Here is a 16,632-nt window from a genome sequence, read left to right as displayed (position 1 = left end):
TGGTCCCCCCTACCGGACTTGAACCAGTGACCAAGCGATTATGAGTCGCCTGCTCTAACCGACTGAGCTAAGGGGGGATTGAGTGATGAAAAACGCGCAGGATTATAGAGAGTATTAGACTAAAAAGCTAGCGCACTTGTGTCGTTAGCCGAAAAAACAGACTATAACGAAACACTCTTAATCTGTAAGTAAACGGTTTGCCCCTGTTCAGGCTTGAGTTCATCGAATGACCACAAACTGATACTTGCCCAGATTAATTGATGCTCCACTTCCACTCCGATATCCAAGCGGTCGGTTTGGCGCTCTATTTTGCAAATTCTCCCTTTTAAAACGTTACGGATAGAACTGCGATTCGGCTCTGCCAATGCAATCGAAACATCACGACTGGCAATGGTAATGCGCAATAAATCACCTTCCCGATAGCGTGGCTGTTGGGTCACCCAAATCCGCTGTTTACCGAATGACAGAGCCTGCATACGATATTCCGAATAAGTCGCGCAAATCGGCAATTCTAACAAACTCATTTTTTGTGAATCGGGTTGCCAAGCTGCAAATACCGAGCTGTGCCACACATTAACGGTTTTGTCGTATGCGCTGACTTTCCCCTCATCTAACAGCAATAAATTATCCGACAATCGAACGACTTCCTCTAAACTGTGGCTGACATAAAGAATCGGAATTTCAACATTTTTTGCTAATTGGCTTAAATAATCCAATAACTCTTTTTTACGTGGCAAATCCAAGGCGGAAAGCGGTTCGTCCATCAACAAAATTTCCGGATCGCTTAATAATGCACGACCGATCGCCACCCGCTGTTTTTCTCCGCCGGAAAGGCTGATCGGAAAACGGTTCAGCAGATGTGAGATCCCAAGTAATTCGACCGTTTGCAAAAATTTGCCCGAATCTAACCGCTTGCAGCCATATTTTAGATTACCTTCCACCCGATAATGGGGAAACAGTCGATGCTCTTGAAAAACATAACCGACTTTGCGTTTTTCCGGTAAAAGATGAATGCCTTTTTCCGAATCGAATAAAGTTCTACCATTCAGAACAATTCGCCCTTTGGTCGGTTTAATCAAACCGGCAACCAAGTTAATCAAACTCGATTTGCCTGCGCCCGAGCGTCCGAAAATCGCAGTCACCCCTTGGGAAGGTATATTCACATCCACTTGTAAATCTAATTCACCGAAACGATGCTCTACCGCTAATTGGAGTATATTATCCATGATTAATTATTCCCCCATTTTTTGGAAGCGTTGTTGGCGTTGAGCTAATAACTCCGAGAAAAACAGTGCGATTAACGAGATCACAATGGCGATGACACATAATCGTGCCGCCGCCATTTCTCCGTCAGGTGTTTCGATAAAGGTGTAAAGCGCTGCGGGAATAGTTTGGGTTTCGTTCGGAATGTTTGAAACAAAGGTAATTGTTGCACCGAATTCACCAAGGGAACGGGCAAACCCCAGTACCGCACCGGCAACAATACCGGCAAACGAAAGCGGCAAATTCAGCGTAAAAAAGACTTTAAGAGGGCTTGCCCCCAGCGTACGAGCCGCCTGTTCTAATTTCGGATCTATTGCATCAAACGCGAGACGGATAGAACGCACCATTAACGGAAATGCCATTACCATAGAAGCCAGAACTGCGCCTTTCCACGAAAAGCTGAAAGAAAAATGGAACCACTCCCATAAATATTGTCCGATAGCCCCTTTCTTCGCCATTAAAATCAGTAATAAATAACCGATAACGACCGGAGGCAAAACAAGCGGTAAATGGATAATACCGTTAAAAAGATGCTTTCCCCAAAACGCTTTACGCGCTAAAAGCCATGCTGCCCAAATCGCTAACGGTAGGGCTAACAATACGGCTATTGAGGCAATCTTTAAACTGAGATAGATTGCGTTGAGTTCTTGTTGGGAAAAAGAAAAGAATTCTGCCATAGATAGGATAAACGATAAGTTGTGAAAACCGACCTTCACCAGCTAATAAAATAAAGGCACGCATACATAATGCGTGCCGTATTATAAAAAGAGTTATTTTTTAACGCCTAATAAAATGTGCGATGCTTTGATCAACACATTCACCGACGCTTTTGGTGTTAATGCTAAGCGTTTAGCACTTTCTTCAGTTACAATCGCCACAATTTCAACACCGGCTGCGGTTTTTACCACGACTTCGGCATTCACTGCACCGTGAGTAATTTGTTCAACCGTTGCACTTAATTGATTACGTGCGGAAAGTATCAAATCGTTATCGGTTGAAAGAATCACAGAAGGCGCTTTAAAAATTGCAAATGCCGTCGAACCAACCTTCAACCCCAAATTTTGCGTACTTTCCGAAGTAATCACCGCGGCTAATGATTCACCGCCTTCAAGCGTAAGTTCGATAACATCATTTACCGAACCTGTTTTAATATTTTTAACTGTTGCTTGTAACTGATTTCTTGCGCTAATCGTCATAAAAATTCCTATTATTAGTTAAGTAGCTTGAAACCTGCCTTTTCAAACACCGCTTTTGCTTGCGGACCGGACAGATAATCTAAGAAACGTTTAGCCTCTGCTTTGTCACCTAAAATTGCAGCCGGATAAACCACTTTACCATAGCTTTCTTGTGGGAAAATTGCAACGACTTTCACTTTATCGCTCACTTTTGCATCCGTTGAATAAACGATACCTAGCGGAAGTTCACCGCGTTCAATGTAAGAAAGCACTGCACGCACATCTTTCGCTTTAGATAAACGATTTTCAACATCGCTCCAAACGTTTAAATTCGTTAACGCTTCTTTGGCATAACGACCAACCGGCACGTTATCATCGCCGACGGCTAAATAGCTGTCACCGATTGTATTTTTAAAATTGATCTCTTTTACAGAAGCCACTTTAAGCGTGCTGTTTACCGGTGCGATAAGCACTAATTCATTACCGACTAACGTCGTAATATTTTTAGTTTTTTCCGGCTGTTTTTCTGCAACATAATCCATCCATTTTTTGTCTGCAGAAATAAAAATATCCGCCGGCGCATCTTGTTCAATCTGCTTTGCTAAAGTAGAAGAACCTGCGAAAGAAAACGTGACTGTATCTTCCGGATACTGTTTTTTATATTCTTCAGCGATTTGTTGTAGTACATTGGTCATGGATGCCGCAGCAAAAACGGTAATATTTTCCGCCCATGCTTGGGTTGCACCCAATGCTAATGCGGCGGTTAACGCGAGTTTTGCAAAAGTTTTTTTCATAGGAACTCCCTTAAAGTAAATATATCAAAACGATATGTAAATAATTATATAATGATTAACCGAAAAAGCTAGCTTAAAATAACGGGAAATGGATTCTCTATGCAGGAGATATTATGCTCAACCGTGAAATTTTATTAACGATAAAATTACAACAACAACTCTTTGTTGATCCGAAACGGATCACCCTATTAAAAGAAATTCGTGAAAGCGGCTCAATTAATCAAGCCGCGAAAAATGCAAAAGTCAGTTATAAAAGTGCTTGGGATCATTTAGAAGCCATGAATCACATCAGCCCGAAACCGCTATTAGAACGTAATGCCGGCGGGAAAAACGGTGGAGGAACGGTGTTAACGTCTTATGCCGAGCGTTTATTACAACTTTATGATTTATTGGAAAAAACGCAAGAAAAAGCCTTTGCTATTTTGCAGGATGAAACTATCCCGTTAGACAGCCTTCTTTCCGCTACCGCTCGTTTTGCCCCGCAGAGCAGCGCGCGCAACCAATTTTTCGGTAAAGTGGTACGCTTACAGTTAGAAGATATACATTGTTATGTCGATATTGATGTAGAAGGATTCAATGCACCGCTACGCGCGTCGATTACAGAACAGAGCGCCGAGAGATTACAACTCACCGTGAATAAAGAAGTGATGCTGATGATAAAAGCGCCATGGATTAAAATTCATACGCAGCCGGTCGATTGTGCTAACCATTTTGCAGCACGCATCAATAAAATCACCGATAAAGGCAAACACAAAGAAATTGCACTGGAGGTGAATAATCAGATTAAATGTTATTCCACCCTTACTGATGAAAAGGTGCATTTGGAGCAAGACGTATGGATCACCATTGATCCGGAACAGATTGTCCTATTGACGCTATAATCTCTGCCAACACAAGCGGTCGGTTTGAACAAATTTTTTGCAAAAAATCGTCCGAAAGTGACCGCTTGTCGACGCCATTAAGATCGCAACCCGACGCCTCGCTCAATCAATGAATATGCCCACGCATACAGCACGGCAATAAAGCCGAAAAGCACACTGAAAGTATAGTAAATCGATACATCGCTAATACCTAAGAAGCCATAACGAAAGCCGCTCACCATATACACAATCGGATTAAACTGTGACACTGCCTGCCAAAATTCAGGCAGTAAATTTATTGAATAGAAAACGCCGCCAAGATAGGTTAACGGCGTGAGAATAAAGGTCGGAATAATGCCGATATCATCAAAACTTTTAGCAAATACCGCATTAATCAAACCACCCAATGCAAAGGCGGTGGTAGTCATCAACATGATGGCAATAATCACGCCCCACGAATGGATGTCGTAAGACACAAAAAAGAGTGCAACCGCCATCACTAAAATACCGACCAATCCGCCACGCACAATACTACCTGATACAAAACCCCAAATAATTGTGTGGGTAGAAAGTGGCGAGACCAACAGTTCTTCAATATTGCGCACAAATTTACTCAAAAAGAAGGATGACGCCGTATTGGTATAAGACGCGGTAATCGCCGACATCATAATTAATCCCGGTGCGATAAACTGCATATAACTCACCCCGCTCATATTTCCGATTCGGTTACCGATTAACGTCCCGAAAATCAAAAAATAGAGCGTTGTCGTAATAATCGGCGGAACCAATGTTTGTCGCCAAATACGGAAAATTCGTTTTGTTTCTTTCGCTGAAAGTGTATAAAAACCTATCATATAGTGGAAAGCGGATAATGAAAATCGGGCAAAATCGCCGCCTATTATCTCACTTCATCTCCTTATCCTTATGGTTACTTCTTTTAGATACTTGTTGATATTCATACATATCGTAATGAACTACGCTCTGCGCTAACCGCTGCTATTGTCGTTATCCGCCGTTTTTTAAATTCATAAAAAGCTCTTCCAAACGATTCGATTTATTGCGCATACTGAGCACTTCCACTTGCTGTGCGGAGAATTGTTGGAACAACTTATTCAGCCCTTGCTGACGTTTGACTTCCACTTCGATAGTCGTTTCATCCAGCCATTTAAACGGATAACCGTCAATAACCAGTGGACGGTTCTCTTTCACATCCAACACAAAAGTTTCCGTTTCCAATTTTGCCAATAACGCTTTCATTGAAGTATTTTCGATTAAACGCCCTTGCTGAATAATACCGATATGGCGACAAAGGGTTTCCGCTTCTTCCAAATAGTGCGTTGTCAGAATAATGGTTGTGCCTTGTTGATTCAGTTCGCGCAAAAAATCCCACATACTGCGACGAAGTTCAATATCCACGCCGGCGGTCGGCTCATCTAAAATTAACAGCTTCGGCTTATGCATTAACGCTCGAGCAATCATCATGCGGCGTTTCATACCGCCCGACAATTCACGGGTATAATGGTCGCGCTTTTCCCATAAATCCAGTTTTTTCAACCAAATTTCTGCTTGCCGTAAGGCTTCCGTGCGGTTCACACCATAAAAACCGGCTTGATTCACGACCACATCAATCACTTTTTCAAACTGGTTAAAATTAAATTCCTGCGGTACTAAACCGATCTGCTGTTTCAATTGGATCTTTTGGCTATCCAAATCATAGCCGAACACCTTGACCGAACCGGACGTTTTATTCACTAAGGAACTGATAATCCCGATTGTAGTAGATTTGCCTGCACCGTTATGCCCCAACAGCGCATAAAAATCGCCGGCTTCAACGGTTAAGTCGATGCCGTCCACGGCAACCACTCCGGTATTGTATTTTTTGACTAATTGCTTAATTTCTAATGCGTTCATTTTGTCTCTCTACAAGCGGCCGGTTTGAGCGGATTTTTTGCAAATTTCAGCACCATTCCGACCGCTTGTTATAAAGCTTCAATCACCCTTCCGCCACCGCTCTGATCGTTGATTCATCCATTTCTGCGTCAAAGGCTTGGCGCAGTAATTTGAGTTTTTGATCTGCCTGTAGCGCTTCTTTTGCCGCTAACGTTAAATTTTCAAAAATAGCGCGTCTGAGTTCTAGCGGCGTTTTGTGGGCGTGATCTTCACCAATGGTGAGCGAATAACTAAAACCCTGCAATTTTAACGCTTCAGCCAAACTATGACGGGATTCATCATTATTTAAATGCGCCATCGACGGCTTAAGCCGTAGTTGTAACTGTCCTTCCTGTTTCTCGCTTAAATAGCTGTTTAGCGCCAACTGGCGGGAAAGCCCACCTAATTTTAGGCGGTTAACAATGGCACACCATTCATCTTGTTCACAGGAAAGATCAATGGTTTTTTTGACTAATTCGGGGGTGCGTTCTTGCAGAATCGCTTGTTTGATATCGGAAGGTTTTGCCGCTTCAGCCTGATTTTCCAGTTCAGGATTCAACCAAGTCCAACGGTAATCTTCATCATTTGGTGATATGGCAGGTTGCTCAACCGACGCTTTTTTCTCCGTTTCCGCTTGCGCCATTGCCAAACCGGCAAAACGCTGTTGCAGATCTTGTTTTTCAGGTTTAGCGGAAAGGTTTGGCGCTACCGGCTCAAACTTTTTTTTTTCGTTCTCCGCTTGAGCGGCTTGCTTTTCTTTCAGTTGTTTACGGGCGTTCATCGCCATTAATGCCGACGACATCATCGGATCCGGCGTCGCACTTTCAACCGTTTGAGAAACAGCCTTTTCTGTTGTCAGAGCCACGGTTGGATTTGCAAATTTTTGCTCAAAACCGACCGCTTGTTGCAACTTTACCGGCGGTTGACCCTGCGTTAAACGTTCGCGTAGCTGCGCGATATTCTGTTGAGTATGAGTCGACTGAACAGTCGGAGACGTCGCTTGTAGCGTCATCACCTCGGTAGGTGCATTTTTGGGATGGAATGCCAATGCCCGAAGCATTGTCATCTCTACACCGGTGCGCTGTTCCGGTGCATAAGGTAACTCTTTTTTGCCGGTTAACATGAGTTGATAAAAAAACTGTACGTCTTCCGGCGGCAACTGGCGAGCCAAAAAGTGAATAGCCGTTTCGTCTTGGTGAGAATGCGGCAGCAGTTGTAGCATTGCGATTTCATGCAAAGTTTCCGCCACATCGCTGAGTAATTGTTGCCAATCCACACCTTTTTCCGCAACGTCTTGAATCACGCTCATCATTTTTTCACCGTCAGCATTCGCCAAGGCTTGAACCAGTTCAATCGGTTGATGGTCGTCAATTAAACCGAGCATCCGACTGACAATCGGTAAAGTGATATTGGCATTACTGACGGCAATCGCTTGATCCGTAAGGCTTAACGCATCACGAATACTGCCCTGTGCAGCTTTTGCCAATTTTTCAAGCGCGGACAGTTCGTAGGGAATCTGTTCCTGTTTGAGGATAAATTCAAGATGATCACGGATTTGCGTTTGCTCCAATGCACGCAAATGGAACTGCATACAACGCGATAAAATAGTAATCGGTAATTTTTGCGGATCGGTCGTTGCCAGTAGAAATTTGACATATTCCGGCGGTTCTTCAAGAGTTTTCAGCAAGGCATTAAAACTGTGACGGGAGAGCATATGGACTTCGTCAATCAGATAAACCTTAAAACGTCCGACCGTCGGCTTGTACTGCACGTTATCAAGTAATTCACGGGTGTCTTCCACCTTAGTACGCGAAGCGGCATCAATTTCGATCAAATCGATAAAACGCCCTTCTTCAATCGCCTTACAGTTAGCACATTGACCGCATGGATCTGCGGTAATACCGTTTTCGCAGTTCAAGCCTTTCGCAAATAAACGTGCAATTGAGGTTTTTCCCACACCGCGCGTGCCTGAAAACAGATACGCGTGATGAAGTCTTCCTTCTCTCAAACCGTTTTCGAGAGCCAATAAAACGTGTTGCTGCCCCACTACTTCACTAAAACGTTGCGGTCGCCATTTACGTGCAAGAACTTGATAACTCATATAATTTTAACGAAAAGCGGACAGATGAAAAATGTATCTACAAAGAGAATATTTACTGCCCGTTCTTCGTTCTCCATTGTTTAATTAATGTCCTTCAAAATCCACTAAAGTGAAGGAACGAATACCGGCTTTTGCTAAGCGATCTGCACCGCCTAATTCAGGCAACCAAATCACAAACGCCGCATTTTCAACGGCACCGCCCAAACGGCGAATCAATTTTGCGGTTGCTTCCACTGTGCCGCCGGTGGCGAGTAAATCATCAATAATTAACACATTATCGCCTGATTTAATCGAATCAATATGAATTTCTAACGTATCTTCGCCGTATTCAAGAGAATAAGATTGAGAAATGGTTTCGCGAGGCAATTTTTTCGGTTTACGTACCAACACGAAAGGCACGCCCAAAGCTAATGCGACCGGTGCGCCGAAGATAAAACCGCGTGATTCGGTCCCGACGATCTTAGTAATACCTTTGTCTTTGAACTCAGTAACGATAGCATCAATACAAGCTTGAAATGCACTCGGTACTTCCAGAAGTGATGTGATATCACGGAAAATAATACCCGCTTTCGGGTAATTCGGAATTGATTTAATTGAGGATTTGATTAACTCAAGTTGTTGGTTCATTTTGTGACCTTTTTAACAAGAAAAATAACCTGAGAAATTTAGACAAAAACCGAAAGAATTACAAGGAAAATTACATGTAAAAAGTGAACAAGCGGTCGGTTTTGAGCAAAAATTTGCAAAATCCACCGCTGGTATCCATATTATTTGAATTGTAAATCAATCAAAATATACCCGGTACTTCTTCACTTTTCTTTAATTGCCTTACGGGGTGCTTGTCTTTACAATAATGCAATCTTTAACCCTATAAAAGGAATTCCTATGACAAAGATCGCCGTTATTATTGGTAGCCTCAGCAGCCAATCCATTAATCGTAATGTTGCCACCGAGATTTTAAAAAATGCGCCGCAAGACGTAGTGTATGAAGTAGTACAAATTGATGATTTGCCGCTTTATACTCAAGATCTGGATGCCGTGACAATTCCGGCTTACGATCGTGTTCGAGCCCAACTTACTGTGGCTGATGCAGTATTAATCGTATCGCCCGAACATAACCGTAGTGTGCCGGCTGCCGTCAAAAATATTTTGGATATCGGTACCCGTCCTTTCGGCAAAAATGTTTGGATTGGTAAAAAAGTCGCTGTTGTGACTGCCTCACCGGGTTCTTACGGTGGTATTAATGCCGGTCTTCATTTACGCCAGATTCTACAAGCTATCGGTGCTCAAGTGTTAAATGCTCCGGAAGTCTACTTAAGTCACGCGAGTCTTGATATGAATGAACGAACCAGTGACTTTTTAACTAAATTTGCCTCCCGCTTCTTTAGTTGGATTAAGGAATAACGCGAGAACGTATAATGAGCGTAGATAAATTTATTGCAAAAACGAAAGATGTCGGCGGGATTCCCGTTGCCCGCTTACTGCCACAACCACAGCGCAAAACGGTTGGTGCTTGGTGCTTCCTCGACCACGCAGGTCCGGCAGAGTTTGATGAAGATTCTCTAGGCTTACAAGTCGGCTTGCATCCGCACGTGAATCTTCAAACCTTTACGTGGATGTTGCAGGGCGAAGTTTGGCATCAAGATAGCCTAGGTAATCGTCAATTAATTCGCCCAAAACAGGTCAATTTAATGACTGCCGGTACAGGGGCTAATCAAGGGATCAGCCATACGGAACAAACGCCGGAAGGTATTCACGATTTACACGCCGTGCAACTTTGGATTGCATTGCCGATGAATCAAGAGATCAAACCGAATTTTGAGCATTACCCTAAATTACCGGAATGGCAACAAGACGGTATCAACTATATTTTGACTACCGGTAGCTATTTAGGTCATACCGCACCGACTACGCAATACTCCAAATTAGTCGGCGTAGATATGCAGTTTACTTATGCGCAACACTTCACTATCGACCAAGATCTCCACTTTGAATATGGCATTTTGGTGCTAAAAGGCAAAGTCATCGTTAACGGTAAAGAATATGGCGCTGATGAATTGGCCGTACTTTCGGATTGCGTTAACGCAACGGATCACTTAGAACTTTGGGCTGATGCCGGAACGCACATTATGTTACTCGGCGGTGAACCATTACCGCACAAAACCGTCATTTGGTGGAACTTTGTCGGTGATAGTAAAGCCACTCTTGAACAAGCCGTTACAGATTGGAATAACAACCATGCCCGTTTCGGCGATATTAGTATTGAAGGCACACAATTAAAGCGTCTTCCTGCGCCCGCTATTCCGGTAAGTTTTAAGGAATAGCGTAAAACAAGCGGTCGGAATTGGGCTGAAATTTGCAAATTATTTGCCGAAACCGACCGCTTATTGTTTCCTCTTTCATTCTTTTCCTGCGAAATTCATACGATATCTTATACCGAATTAATTAGCTGTGGATTTTAAAAGCTCGGCAACGTTTCTTTTCGTATGAAAAATGTTAAGGTGAAAGAAGGTTAAATTATTTACTATAAACGAATAGTATTTTTATAAAATCAATATTTATCAACTTATATAAAAATATATAATGTACTCACTTTCGCAAGACAAGCGCTTGCATACATGAATCAACAACAATGTGAGGTTTAAAATGAAAAGAGTAGCAAATGTAAGAACAGCACCACCAAAACACTGGGTTGGCGATGGCTTTGAAGTGCAATCTATGTTTGGTTATCACGAAAAAAATGAGAATCTTAGCCCGTTCTTATTGATGGATTACAATCCGCCACGTTATTTTGACGGAAACCGTCCGCATAATCCAAGAGGCGTAGGCGAACATCCTCACCGTGGTTTTGAAACGGTTACGGTCGCTTATCAAGGTGAAGTTTCTCATAAAGACTCCTATGGCGGTGGCGGTACAATCGGTACAGGTGACGTACAATGGATGACAGCGGGTTCCGGTTTAATGCACCAAGAATTCCATTCAGAAAAATTCGCCCGTGAAGGCGGTATGTTTGAAATGGTTCAACTTTGGGTAAACTTACCGGCTAAAGACAAAATGACCACACCAAGATATCAAGCATTAACAAACGAGAATATTCCGGTTGTGCAATTAGCCGACGGAGCCGGGAGTGCGCGTTTAATCGCAGGTAACCTTGACGGTGTAACTGGTGCGGCAAGCACCTTTACGCCGATCAATATGTGGGATGTGCGTTTAAATGCAGGGAAATCCAACGTATTTACCGTACCGGAAAGCCATAACTTAATTATTTTGGTGTTGGACGGTGAAGTGAGTATAAATGGAACTCATACTGCAACCCGCGGAGAATTGGTGACTTTTGCTCGCGGCGGTGCCGATGTGGAATTAGCGGCAAGTAACTTGTCTAAAATATTAATTCTTAGCGGTGAGCCGATTAATGAGCCGATTGTAGGTTACGGTCCGTTTGTCATGAATAGCGAAGCGGAAATCCTCCAAGCAATGCGAGATGTACAAGCCGGTAAATTCGGTCAAATCGTGCAAGACTAATCTATCGGATAAATCGTATAAAGCTAGCCGATTAAGACTAGCTTTTTTAACTTACACAAGGCAAAATATTTACGTTTACTTTTCAGTAATTTTTGGGCTTCTCCTTGCCGAGAAAGCATTTTTCTTAATTTTCTTTCCTATTTGAGGTTTTATGGCAGCAGAAGGTGCAAGTCAATTAATCAGCGTAGTCACGCTGCTGGGGGCAGCAATCATTGCCGTACCGCTCTTTAAAAAATTAGGACTGGGCTCGGTATTAGGCTATTTAGCTGCGGGCTTAGTCGTTGGTCCTTTCGGTTTAAAACTTTTTACGGATCCACAGTCGATCATTCATGTCGCCGAACTCGGTGTGGTGATGTTTTTGTTTATTATCGGTCTTGAAATGAAACCGTCCCACCTGTGGGGTTTGCGTCGCCAAATCTTTGGCTTAGGAAGCTTACAGGTTATTTCATGCGCGATTTTTCTTACTTTCGTAGGTATGTTATTCGGTTTCCCTTGGCAAGTCGCGTTTATTAGCGCTTCCGGTTTTGTATTAACCTCAACCGCGATCGTCATGCAAGTGCTTGGAGAACGTGGTGATATCAACGCACCACGCGGTCAAAAAATGGTTTCCATCTTGCTTTTTGAAGATTTAATCATTGTACCTTTATTAGCTGTGGTTGCCTTTCTTGCTCCAACAAATCCGGATGTTGCGGTGGTGACCAGCCAACCTATTTGGCAGAAAATCGGGATTGCCGGTTTATCACTTGCCGCATTAGTTGTTGCCGGGCTTTGGCTGCTTAACCCATTATTCCGTATCGTGGCTAAAACCAAAGTCCGTGAATTAATGACGGCCGTCGCCTTATTTGTAGTGCTTGGCTCTGCACTCTTGATGGAAGAAGGCGGTTTATCGACCGCAATGGGAGCATTCGCTGCAGGTGTATTACTCTCCGAATCAAGCTTCCGTCATCAATTAGAAGCCGATATTGAGCCATTTCGCGGATTATTACTCGGTCTATTCTTCCTCGGGGTCGGCATGGCGTTGGATTTAAACGTTGTAATGAACAACTGGATGTTGATCGTATCAGGAGTGATTGCCTTGATGGTAGTAAAATCCATTGCCATTTACGTCATTGCCCGTCTTTCAAAAAGTAGCCATATGGAAGCGATGGATCGTGCGGTATTAATGGCACAAGGCGGTGAATTTGCATTTGTCCTTTATGCCGCGGCAACATCTCAAGGAGTGCTTGATGCTGAAACCAACGCCAACATTACTGCGATTGTTGTACTTTCGATGGTCATTACACCGATTAACATCGTTATCCACAATAAATTTATTGTGCCGCGTTTTACTACAGAAGAACAGCGTGAGGCGGATCAAATTGAGGAACAACGTTCTATCGTATTAATCGGTATAGGACGTTTCGGGCAAATTATTAACCATGTGTTAACCATGTCCGGTTATCATCCGACAGTTATCGATTTAGATGCACAGATGATCAACAACCTGAAAAAACTCGGTATTAAGAGTTACTATGGCGATGCAACCCGTATGGATATTCTGCATAACGCCGGCGTTGAACATGCAGAATTGTTGATCGTGGCTGTGGATAACCAAGATGCTGCAATTACTATCGTAAAAGCGGCCCGCCATATGAATCCGAATATTAAAATCATTGCTCGGGCTTACGATCGCCCGCACGTTTATCAGCTATTCCAAGCCGGTGCGGATCTACAAGTTCGTGAAACGTTCGACTCCGCCTTGCGTAGCAGTAAAAAAGCATTGCGTATTTTGGGTATTGACAAAGATGTGGCGGAAGAAGTTTGTCGTCACTACTTCTATCGGGATCGCCATCGTGTCAAAGTAATGGCGGAATACTACGATCCAAAAGTAGACGGTTTCAAAAATGCTGACATGATGAAAGTCGCCTTGGAAGAAGATCAAATTACGATGATGGAAATCCAAAATATTCTGGAAAGAGCGAAAAATAACAGCTAACTGCTTTTGTTTCGCTTAACAAGCGGTGAGATAACGCAAGAAATTTGCAAATTTATCTCACCGCTTTTTTATACCTTGGCATCCAATTTTCTCGGCACAATAAACAACGCAGGAATGACTAATAGTACCATCAACCAAAAGCTATTGGTTGGTGAATATTGATACACTACTCCGGCAATAAAGGTGAAAAGCGCCATGACTACACAACTTGCACAGCCAAAGTAGAGGGCTTGAAGCTTGGCGATTTGTTCAACCGGCTGAGCGGAAATATAGCGAATCATCGCATAATGGCCCATTCCGTAAGTAATTGCGTGTAATATCTGAACTAAAGCGAGCAAAGTAAACTCTGAAGTCAATGCCAGTACCGCCCAACGGATCATTGAGGCAACCGCTGAAATCACAATTAAATGGCTGATTCTCCATGCTTTAAACAACTTTTTAGAAAAGAAAAAGAAGAGAATTTCTGCCACAACCGCCAGCCCCCATAACAAACTGGCATATCGAGTTGAGATCCCTTCCGCTTGCCAATAAATCGTGCTGTACGCATAATATGCTGCATGAGAAGCTTGTATCAGCGAAATGGCGACAACCATTTTAAAGGTCGTCGGCCGCTTCAATAACTGCCAATAACTTTGCTCGGAATTGTGTTCCGTTTTCGGATTCGGTCTAAATCCTTCTGTCGGGTTCAACATTAAGCCGAGAGCCAAAAAGATCATCCAGCCGATAAGAATCCCTATAATCGCATTTTTCCCAAGCCAATCGACTAAATAGCCGGTACTGACTGACCCCACGACAAAAGCGAGTGAACCAAATAAACGGGTTTTACCGTAATCAATGCCGACTTGTTGTTGCCAGGTTGACGCTATGGTATCGGCGATTGGCATTGCACCGCCATTAAAAATGTGGAACAACGCAATTGCCGGTAACAAGATCCAAATAGAACCGACACTCCATGCGACACCAAATAAAATGGCGACCGTCACCCACGTAAGAAAGCGGTTAAGAGGAACAAGCCGCTGAGGATCTGAAACCTGTTGCGAAAAAAACATTGCGCCGGCAAAACGGAATAGATAACCTGATGCGATTAATAAGCCAATCATTCCCGAATCGTAGCCGTGATGGTTCAACCAAACAGGCAGAAACGGCAACAGCACGCCATAGGCACAGTAAAAGCCGAAGAAGTTAAACGACGACCATTGAAAAGGGGTGAATTTTATCATAGGGATTTTTCCATCTCTTCTGCACGTTTAATTGCCGCATTCATCGCTTGTTCAACGGTTGCATTCAGCTCTCGTTGTTCAAATACCGCCAACGCCTGAGCCGTTGTACCGCCTTTTGATGTGACATTTTCGCGTAAGGTTGCCAAGGCAACATCTGGATTTTCCACCACCATTTTGGCTGCCCCTAAAGCCGCCGATTGCACTAAATAACGGGCATTTTGTTCACTAAAGCCCATTTTAACCGCAACTTCTTGCATGGCTTCCATAAACTTAAAGAAGTAGGCTGGGCTAGAGCCTGTGATGGCAATAATTTGGTTGATCTCCGCTTCCGTCTCCACCCAATAACATTTGCCTACCGCAGACAGTAGCTGTTCCGCAAATTGACAAGCGGTCGGATCTACCGATTTTTTTGCAAATAATCCTGCTATCCCTTCACCGATGAGCGATGGCGTATTCGGCATTGTCCGAACAATATTAGTCGCCGTTGGTAAAAGTTGCTCAAGACGAGCAACAGAAATCCCAGCCGCAACGGAAATTACCCATTTTGCCCTAAAATCCACTTGTGCAAACTCACCACACACTTCCGCCATCATCTGCGGTTTAACCGCCAAAATCACCACATCAGCTTGGGTCACGGCGTCAAGGTTAGACAAATCCACCTGAACGCCCATTGCTCTCAGCTGCGAACGGCGAGTTTCATTGCTTTTATTACGAGCGATAATCTGATCGGCAGGATAACCGCTTTTGATTAATCCTGAAATGATCGCAAACGCCATATTACCGGCACCGATAAAGGCGATTTTTTTGTGTTGCATTCGGCTCTCCTTGTTTTTGTAAAATGGGGGTTTTAGCGTAGAATAGGGATCTGTTGGTATGAATAGATATTCCTGCCTCGTTTAACTATTTTGGCACGAGCGAGACGCTCGCGCCAGCATTTCAATCAAATAAGCTTTCATTCCATCAATTAAGGACATATCCATGTGGTTCAAAAATGTCATGATTTACCGTTTAACCGGTGAATTGCGCTTCACTAGCAGTGAATTAGACGCACAATTACAACAAACAAAATTCACCCCTTGCCAACAAAGCGATATGCAAAAATTTGGCTGGTCGTCACCGCTTGCAGGAAGTGAACTGTTGCATTTTGCACAGGGTCAGCAGTTCCTACTGGTTTCCCATAAAGAAGAAAAATTATTGCCAGCTCACGTTGTCAAAAAAGAAACGGAAAACCGCATTGAAGCCTTAGAACAGAAAGAGCAACGCAAGCTGAAGAAAACGGAAAAGCAGGCTATTAAAGATGATGTAGTGGCAATGTTATTGCCCCGTGCGTTTAGTAAACATCAATTTACGGCGATTTGGTTAGACTTAGATAAACAGCTCGTTTATGTGGACAGTGGCTCGGCAAAACGTGCCGAAGACACCCTTGCTTTGTTACGCAAATCCCTTGGCTCTTTGCCTGTTGTGCCGATTTCCTTCACGCTACAACCGAGCGAAGTGATGACAAATTGGGTGGCAAAAGGGCATACACCAAGCTGGCTGACACTTCTGGAAGAAGCGGAGTTGAAATCCTTTGATACCGACAGTGTCATCCGTTGTAAACGCCAAGATTTAGAAAGCGACGAGATCAGCCAACATTTACAAGCGGGTAAATTTGTCACAAAACTTGCGTTAGATTGGGAAAATCATTTTTCTTTTGTGTTGAACGAAGATGCCACCCTTGCCCGTGTCAAATTCGCCGATGAAGTGCGTGAAAAGAACGATGATATTTTGAAAGAAGATAAAGCCCAACGTTT

At 43.4% G+C, this 16,632-nt stretch carries 16 protein-coding genes and 1 tRNA gene; 6 read left to right on the top strand and 11 right to left on the bottom strand.

From position 1 onward, the window contains the following. The 5 genes from ACEYJ7_RS09470 to modA form a co-directional block, all read right to left on the bottom strand. Positions 1-77: transfer RNA gene (locus ACEYJ7_RS09470), tRNA-Ile, on the bottom strand. An 84-nt stretch (positions 78-161) separates the two neighbouring features. After that, positions 162-1,217: a molybdenum ABC transporter ATP-binding protein ModC gene (gene modC / locus ACEYJ7_RS09465; RefSeq protein ID WP_373778858.1), complete on the bottom strand. Its 1,056-nt coding sequence runs from the start codon at positions 1,215-1,217 to the stop codon at positions 162-164. Positions 1,218-1,232: 15 nt separating this feature from the next. Further along, a complete protein-coding gene (gene modB, locus ACEYJ7_RS09460) occupies positions 1,233-1,940 on the bottom strand; it encodes a molybdate ABC transporter permease subunit (protein ID WP_373778857.1) in 708 nt (235 codons plus the stop codon). Between the two features lie 93 nt (positions 1,941-2,033). Next, positions 2,034-2,459, bottom strand: coding sequence for a molybdopterin-binding protein (locus ACEYJ7_RS09455; RefSeq protein ID WP_373778856.1), 426 nt, complete (start codon positions 2,457-2,459; stop codon positions 2,034-2,036). A 14-nt stretch (positions 2,460-2,473) separates the two neighbouring features. Then, the gene (gene modA / locus ACEYJ7_RS09450) at positions 2,474-3,232 is read right to left on the bottom strand and encodes a molybdate ABC transporter substrate-binding protein (RefSeq protein WP_373778855.1); all 759 of its coding nucleotides are present in this window, start codon (positions 3,230-3,232) and stop codon (positions 2,474-2,476) included. A gap of 113 nt (positions 3,233-3,345) precedes the next feature. Between modA and ACEYJ7_RS09445 the strand changes: the two genes are divergently transcribed. Then, positions 3,346-4,113, top strand: coding sequence for a TOBE domain-containing protein (locus ACEYJ7_RS09445; protein ID WP_373778854.1), 768 nt, complete (start codon positions 3,346-3,348; stop codon positions 4,111-4,113). A gap of 77 nt (positions 4,114-4,190) precedes the next feature. On the opposite strand, the gene ACEYJ7_RS09440 is transcribed toward ACEYJ7_RS09445, so the two are convergent. The 4 genes from ACEYJ7_RS09440 to apt form a co-directional block, all read right to left on the bottom strand. Continuing rightward, complete coding sequence (locus ACEYJ7_RS09440) at positions 4,191-4,946, bottom strand: ABC transporter permease (protein WP_373778853.1); 756 nt, start codon at positions 4,944-4,946, stop codon at positions 4,191-4,193. Between the two features lie 151 nt (positions 4,947-5,097). Continuing rightward, the gene (locus ACEYJ7_RS09435; protein ID WP_373778852.1) at positions 5,098-6,003 is read right to left on the bottom strand and encodes an ABC transporter ATP-binding protein; all 906 of its coding nucleotides are present in this window, start codon (positions 6,001-6,003) and stop codon (positions 5,098-5,100) included. An 82-nt stretch (positions 6,004-6,085) separates the two neighbouring features. Continuing rightward, positions 6,086-8,122, bottom strand: a complete 2,037-nt coding sequence (gene dnaX / locus ACEYJ7_RS09430) for a DNA polymerase III subunit gamma/tau (RefSeq protein ID WP_373778851.1) — start codon at positions 8,120-8,122, stop codon at positions 6,086-6,088. An 84-nt stretch (positions 8,123-8,206) separates the two neighbouring features. Continuing rightward, entirely contained in the window at positions 8,207-8,749 is a 543-nt protein-coding gene (gene apt, locus ACEYJ7_RS09425; RefSeq protein WP_373778850.1) for an adenine phosphoribosyltransferase, read from the bottom strand. 258 nt (positions 8,750-9,007) lie between these two features. On the opposite strand from apt, the gene ACEYJ7_RS09420 reads away from it, so the two are divergent. From ACEYJ7_RS09420 to ACEYJ7_RS09405, 4 genes are all read left to right on the top strand, one after another. After that, positions 9,008-9,526, top strand: coding sequence for an NADPH-dependent FMN reductase (locus ACEYJ7_RS09420; RefSeq protein ID WP_373778849.1), 519 nt, complete (start codon positions 9,008-9,010; stop codon positions 9,524-9,526). Positions 9,527-9,540: 14 nt separating this feature from the next. Then, a complete protein-coding gene (locus tag ACEYJ7_RS09415; RefSeq protein ID WP_373778848.1) occupies positions 9,541-10,446 on the top strand; it encodes a pirin family protein in 906 nt (301 codons plus the stop codon). Positions 10,447-10,768: 322 nt separating this feature from the next. Next, entirely contained in the window at positions 10,769-11,644 is an 876-nt protein-coding gene (locus ACEYJ7_RS09410; RefSeq protein ID WP_373778847.1) for a pirin family protein, read from the top strand. Between the two features lie 151 nt (positions 11,645-11,795). After that, positions 11,796-13,619, top strand: a complete 1,824-nt coding sequence (locus ACEYJ7_RS09405) for a monovalent cation:proton antiporter-2 (CPA2) family protein (RefSeq protein WP_373778846.1) — start codon at positions 11,796-11,798, stop codon at positions 13,617-13,619. Between the two features lie 68 nt (positions 13,620-13,687). On the opposite strand, the gene ACEYJ7_RS09400 is transcribed toward ACEYJ7_RS09405, so the two are convergent. After that, on the bottom strand, positions 13,688-14,839 hold the full coding sequence (locus tag ACEYJ7_RS09400; RefSeq protein ID WP_373778845.1) for a 3-phenylpropionate MFS transporter: 1,152 nt from the start codon (positions 14,837-14,839) through the stop codon (positions 13,688-13,690). Beyond that, positions 14,836-15,654, bottom strand: a complete 819-nt coding sequence (gene proC / locus ACEYJ7_RS09395; RefSeq protein ID WP_373778844.1) for a pyrroline-5-carboxylate reductase — start codon at positions 15,652-15,654, stop codon at positions 14,836-14,838. Before proC ends, ACEYJ7_RS09400 begins: the two co-directional genes overlap by 4 nt. A 163-nt stretch (positions 15,655-15,817) precedes the next feature. Between proC and rdgC the strand changes: the two genes are divergently transcribed. Continuing rightward, the coding region (rdgC, locus tag ACEYJ7_RS09390; RefSeq protein WP_373778843.1) for a recombination-associated protein RdgC at positions 15,818-16,632 on the top strand (815 nt) is incomplete at its 3' end.

This window comes from Glaesserella sp., assembly GCF_041814905.1.
Lineage (GTDB): Bacteria > Pseudomonadota > Gammaproteobacteria > Enterobacterales > Pasteurellaceae > Glaesserella.
Note: the sequence above shows the minus strand (reverse complement) of the source record. Positions and strands in the feature narration are given on the sequence as shown.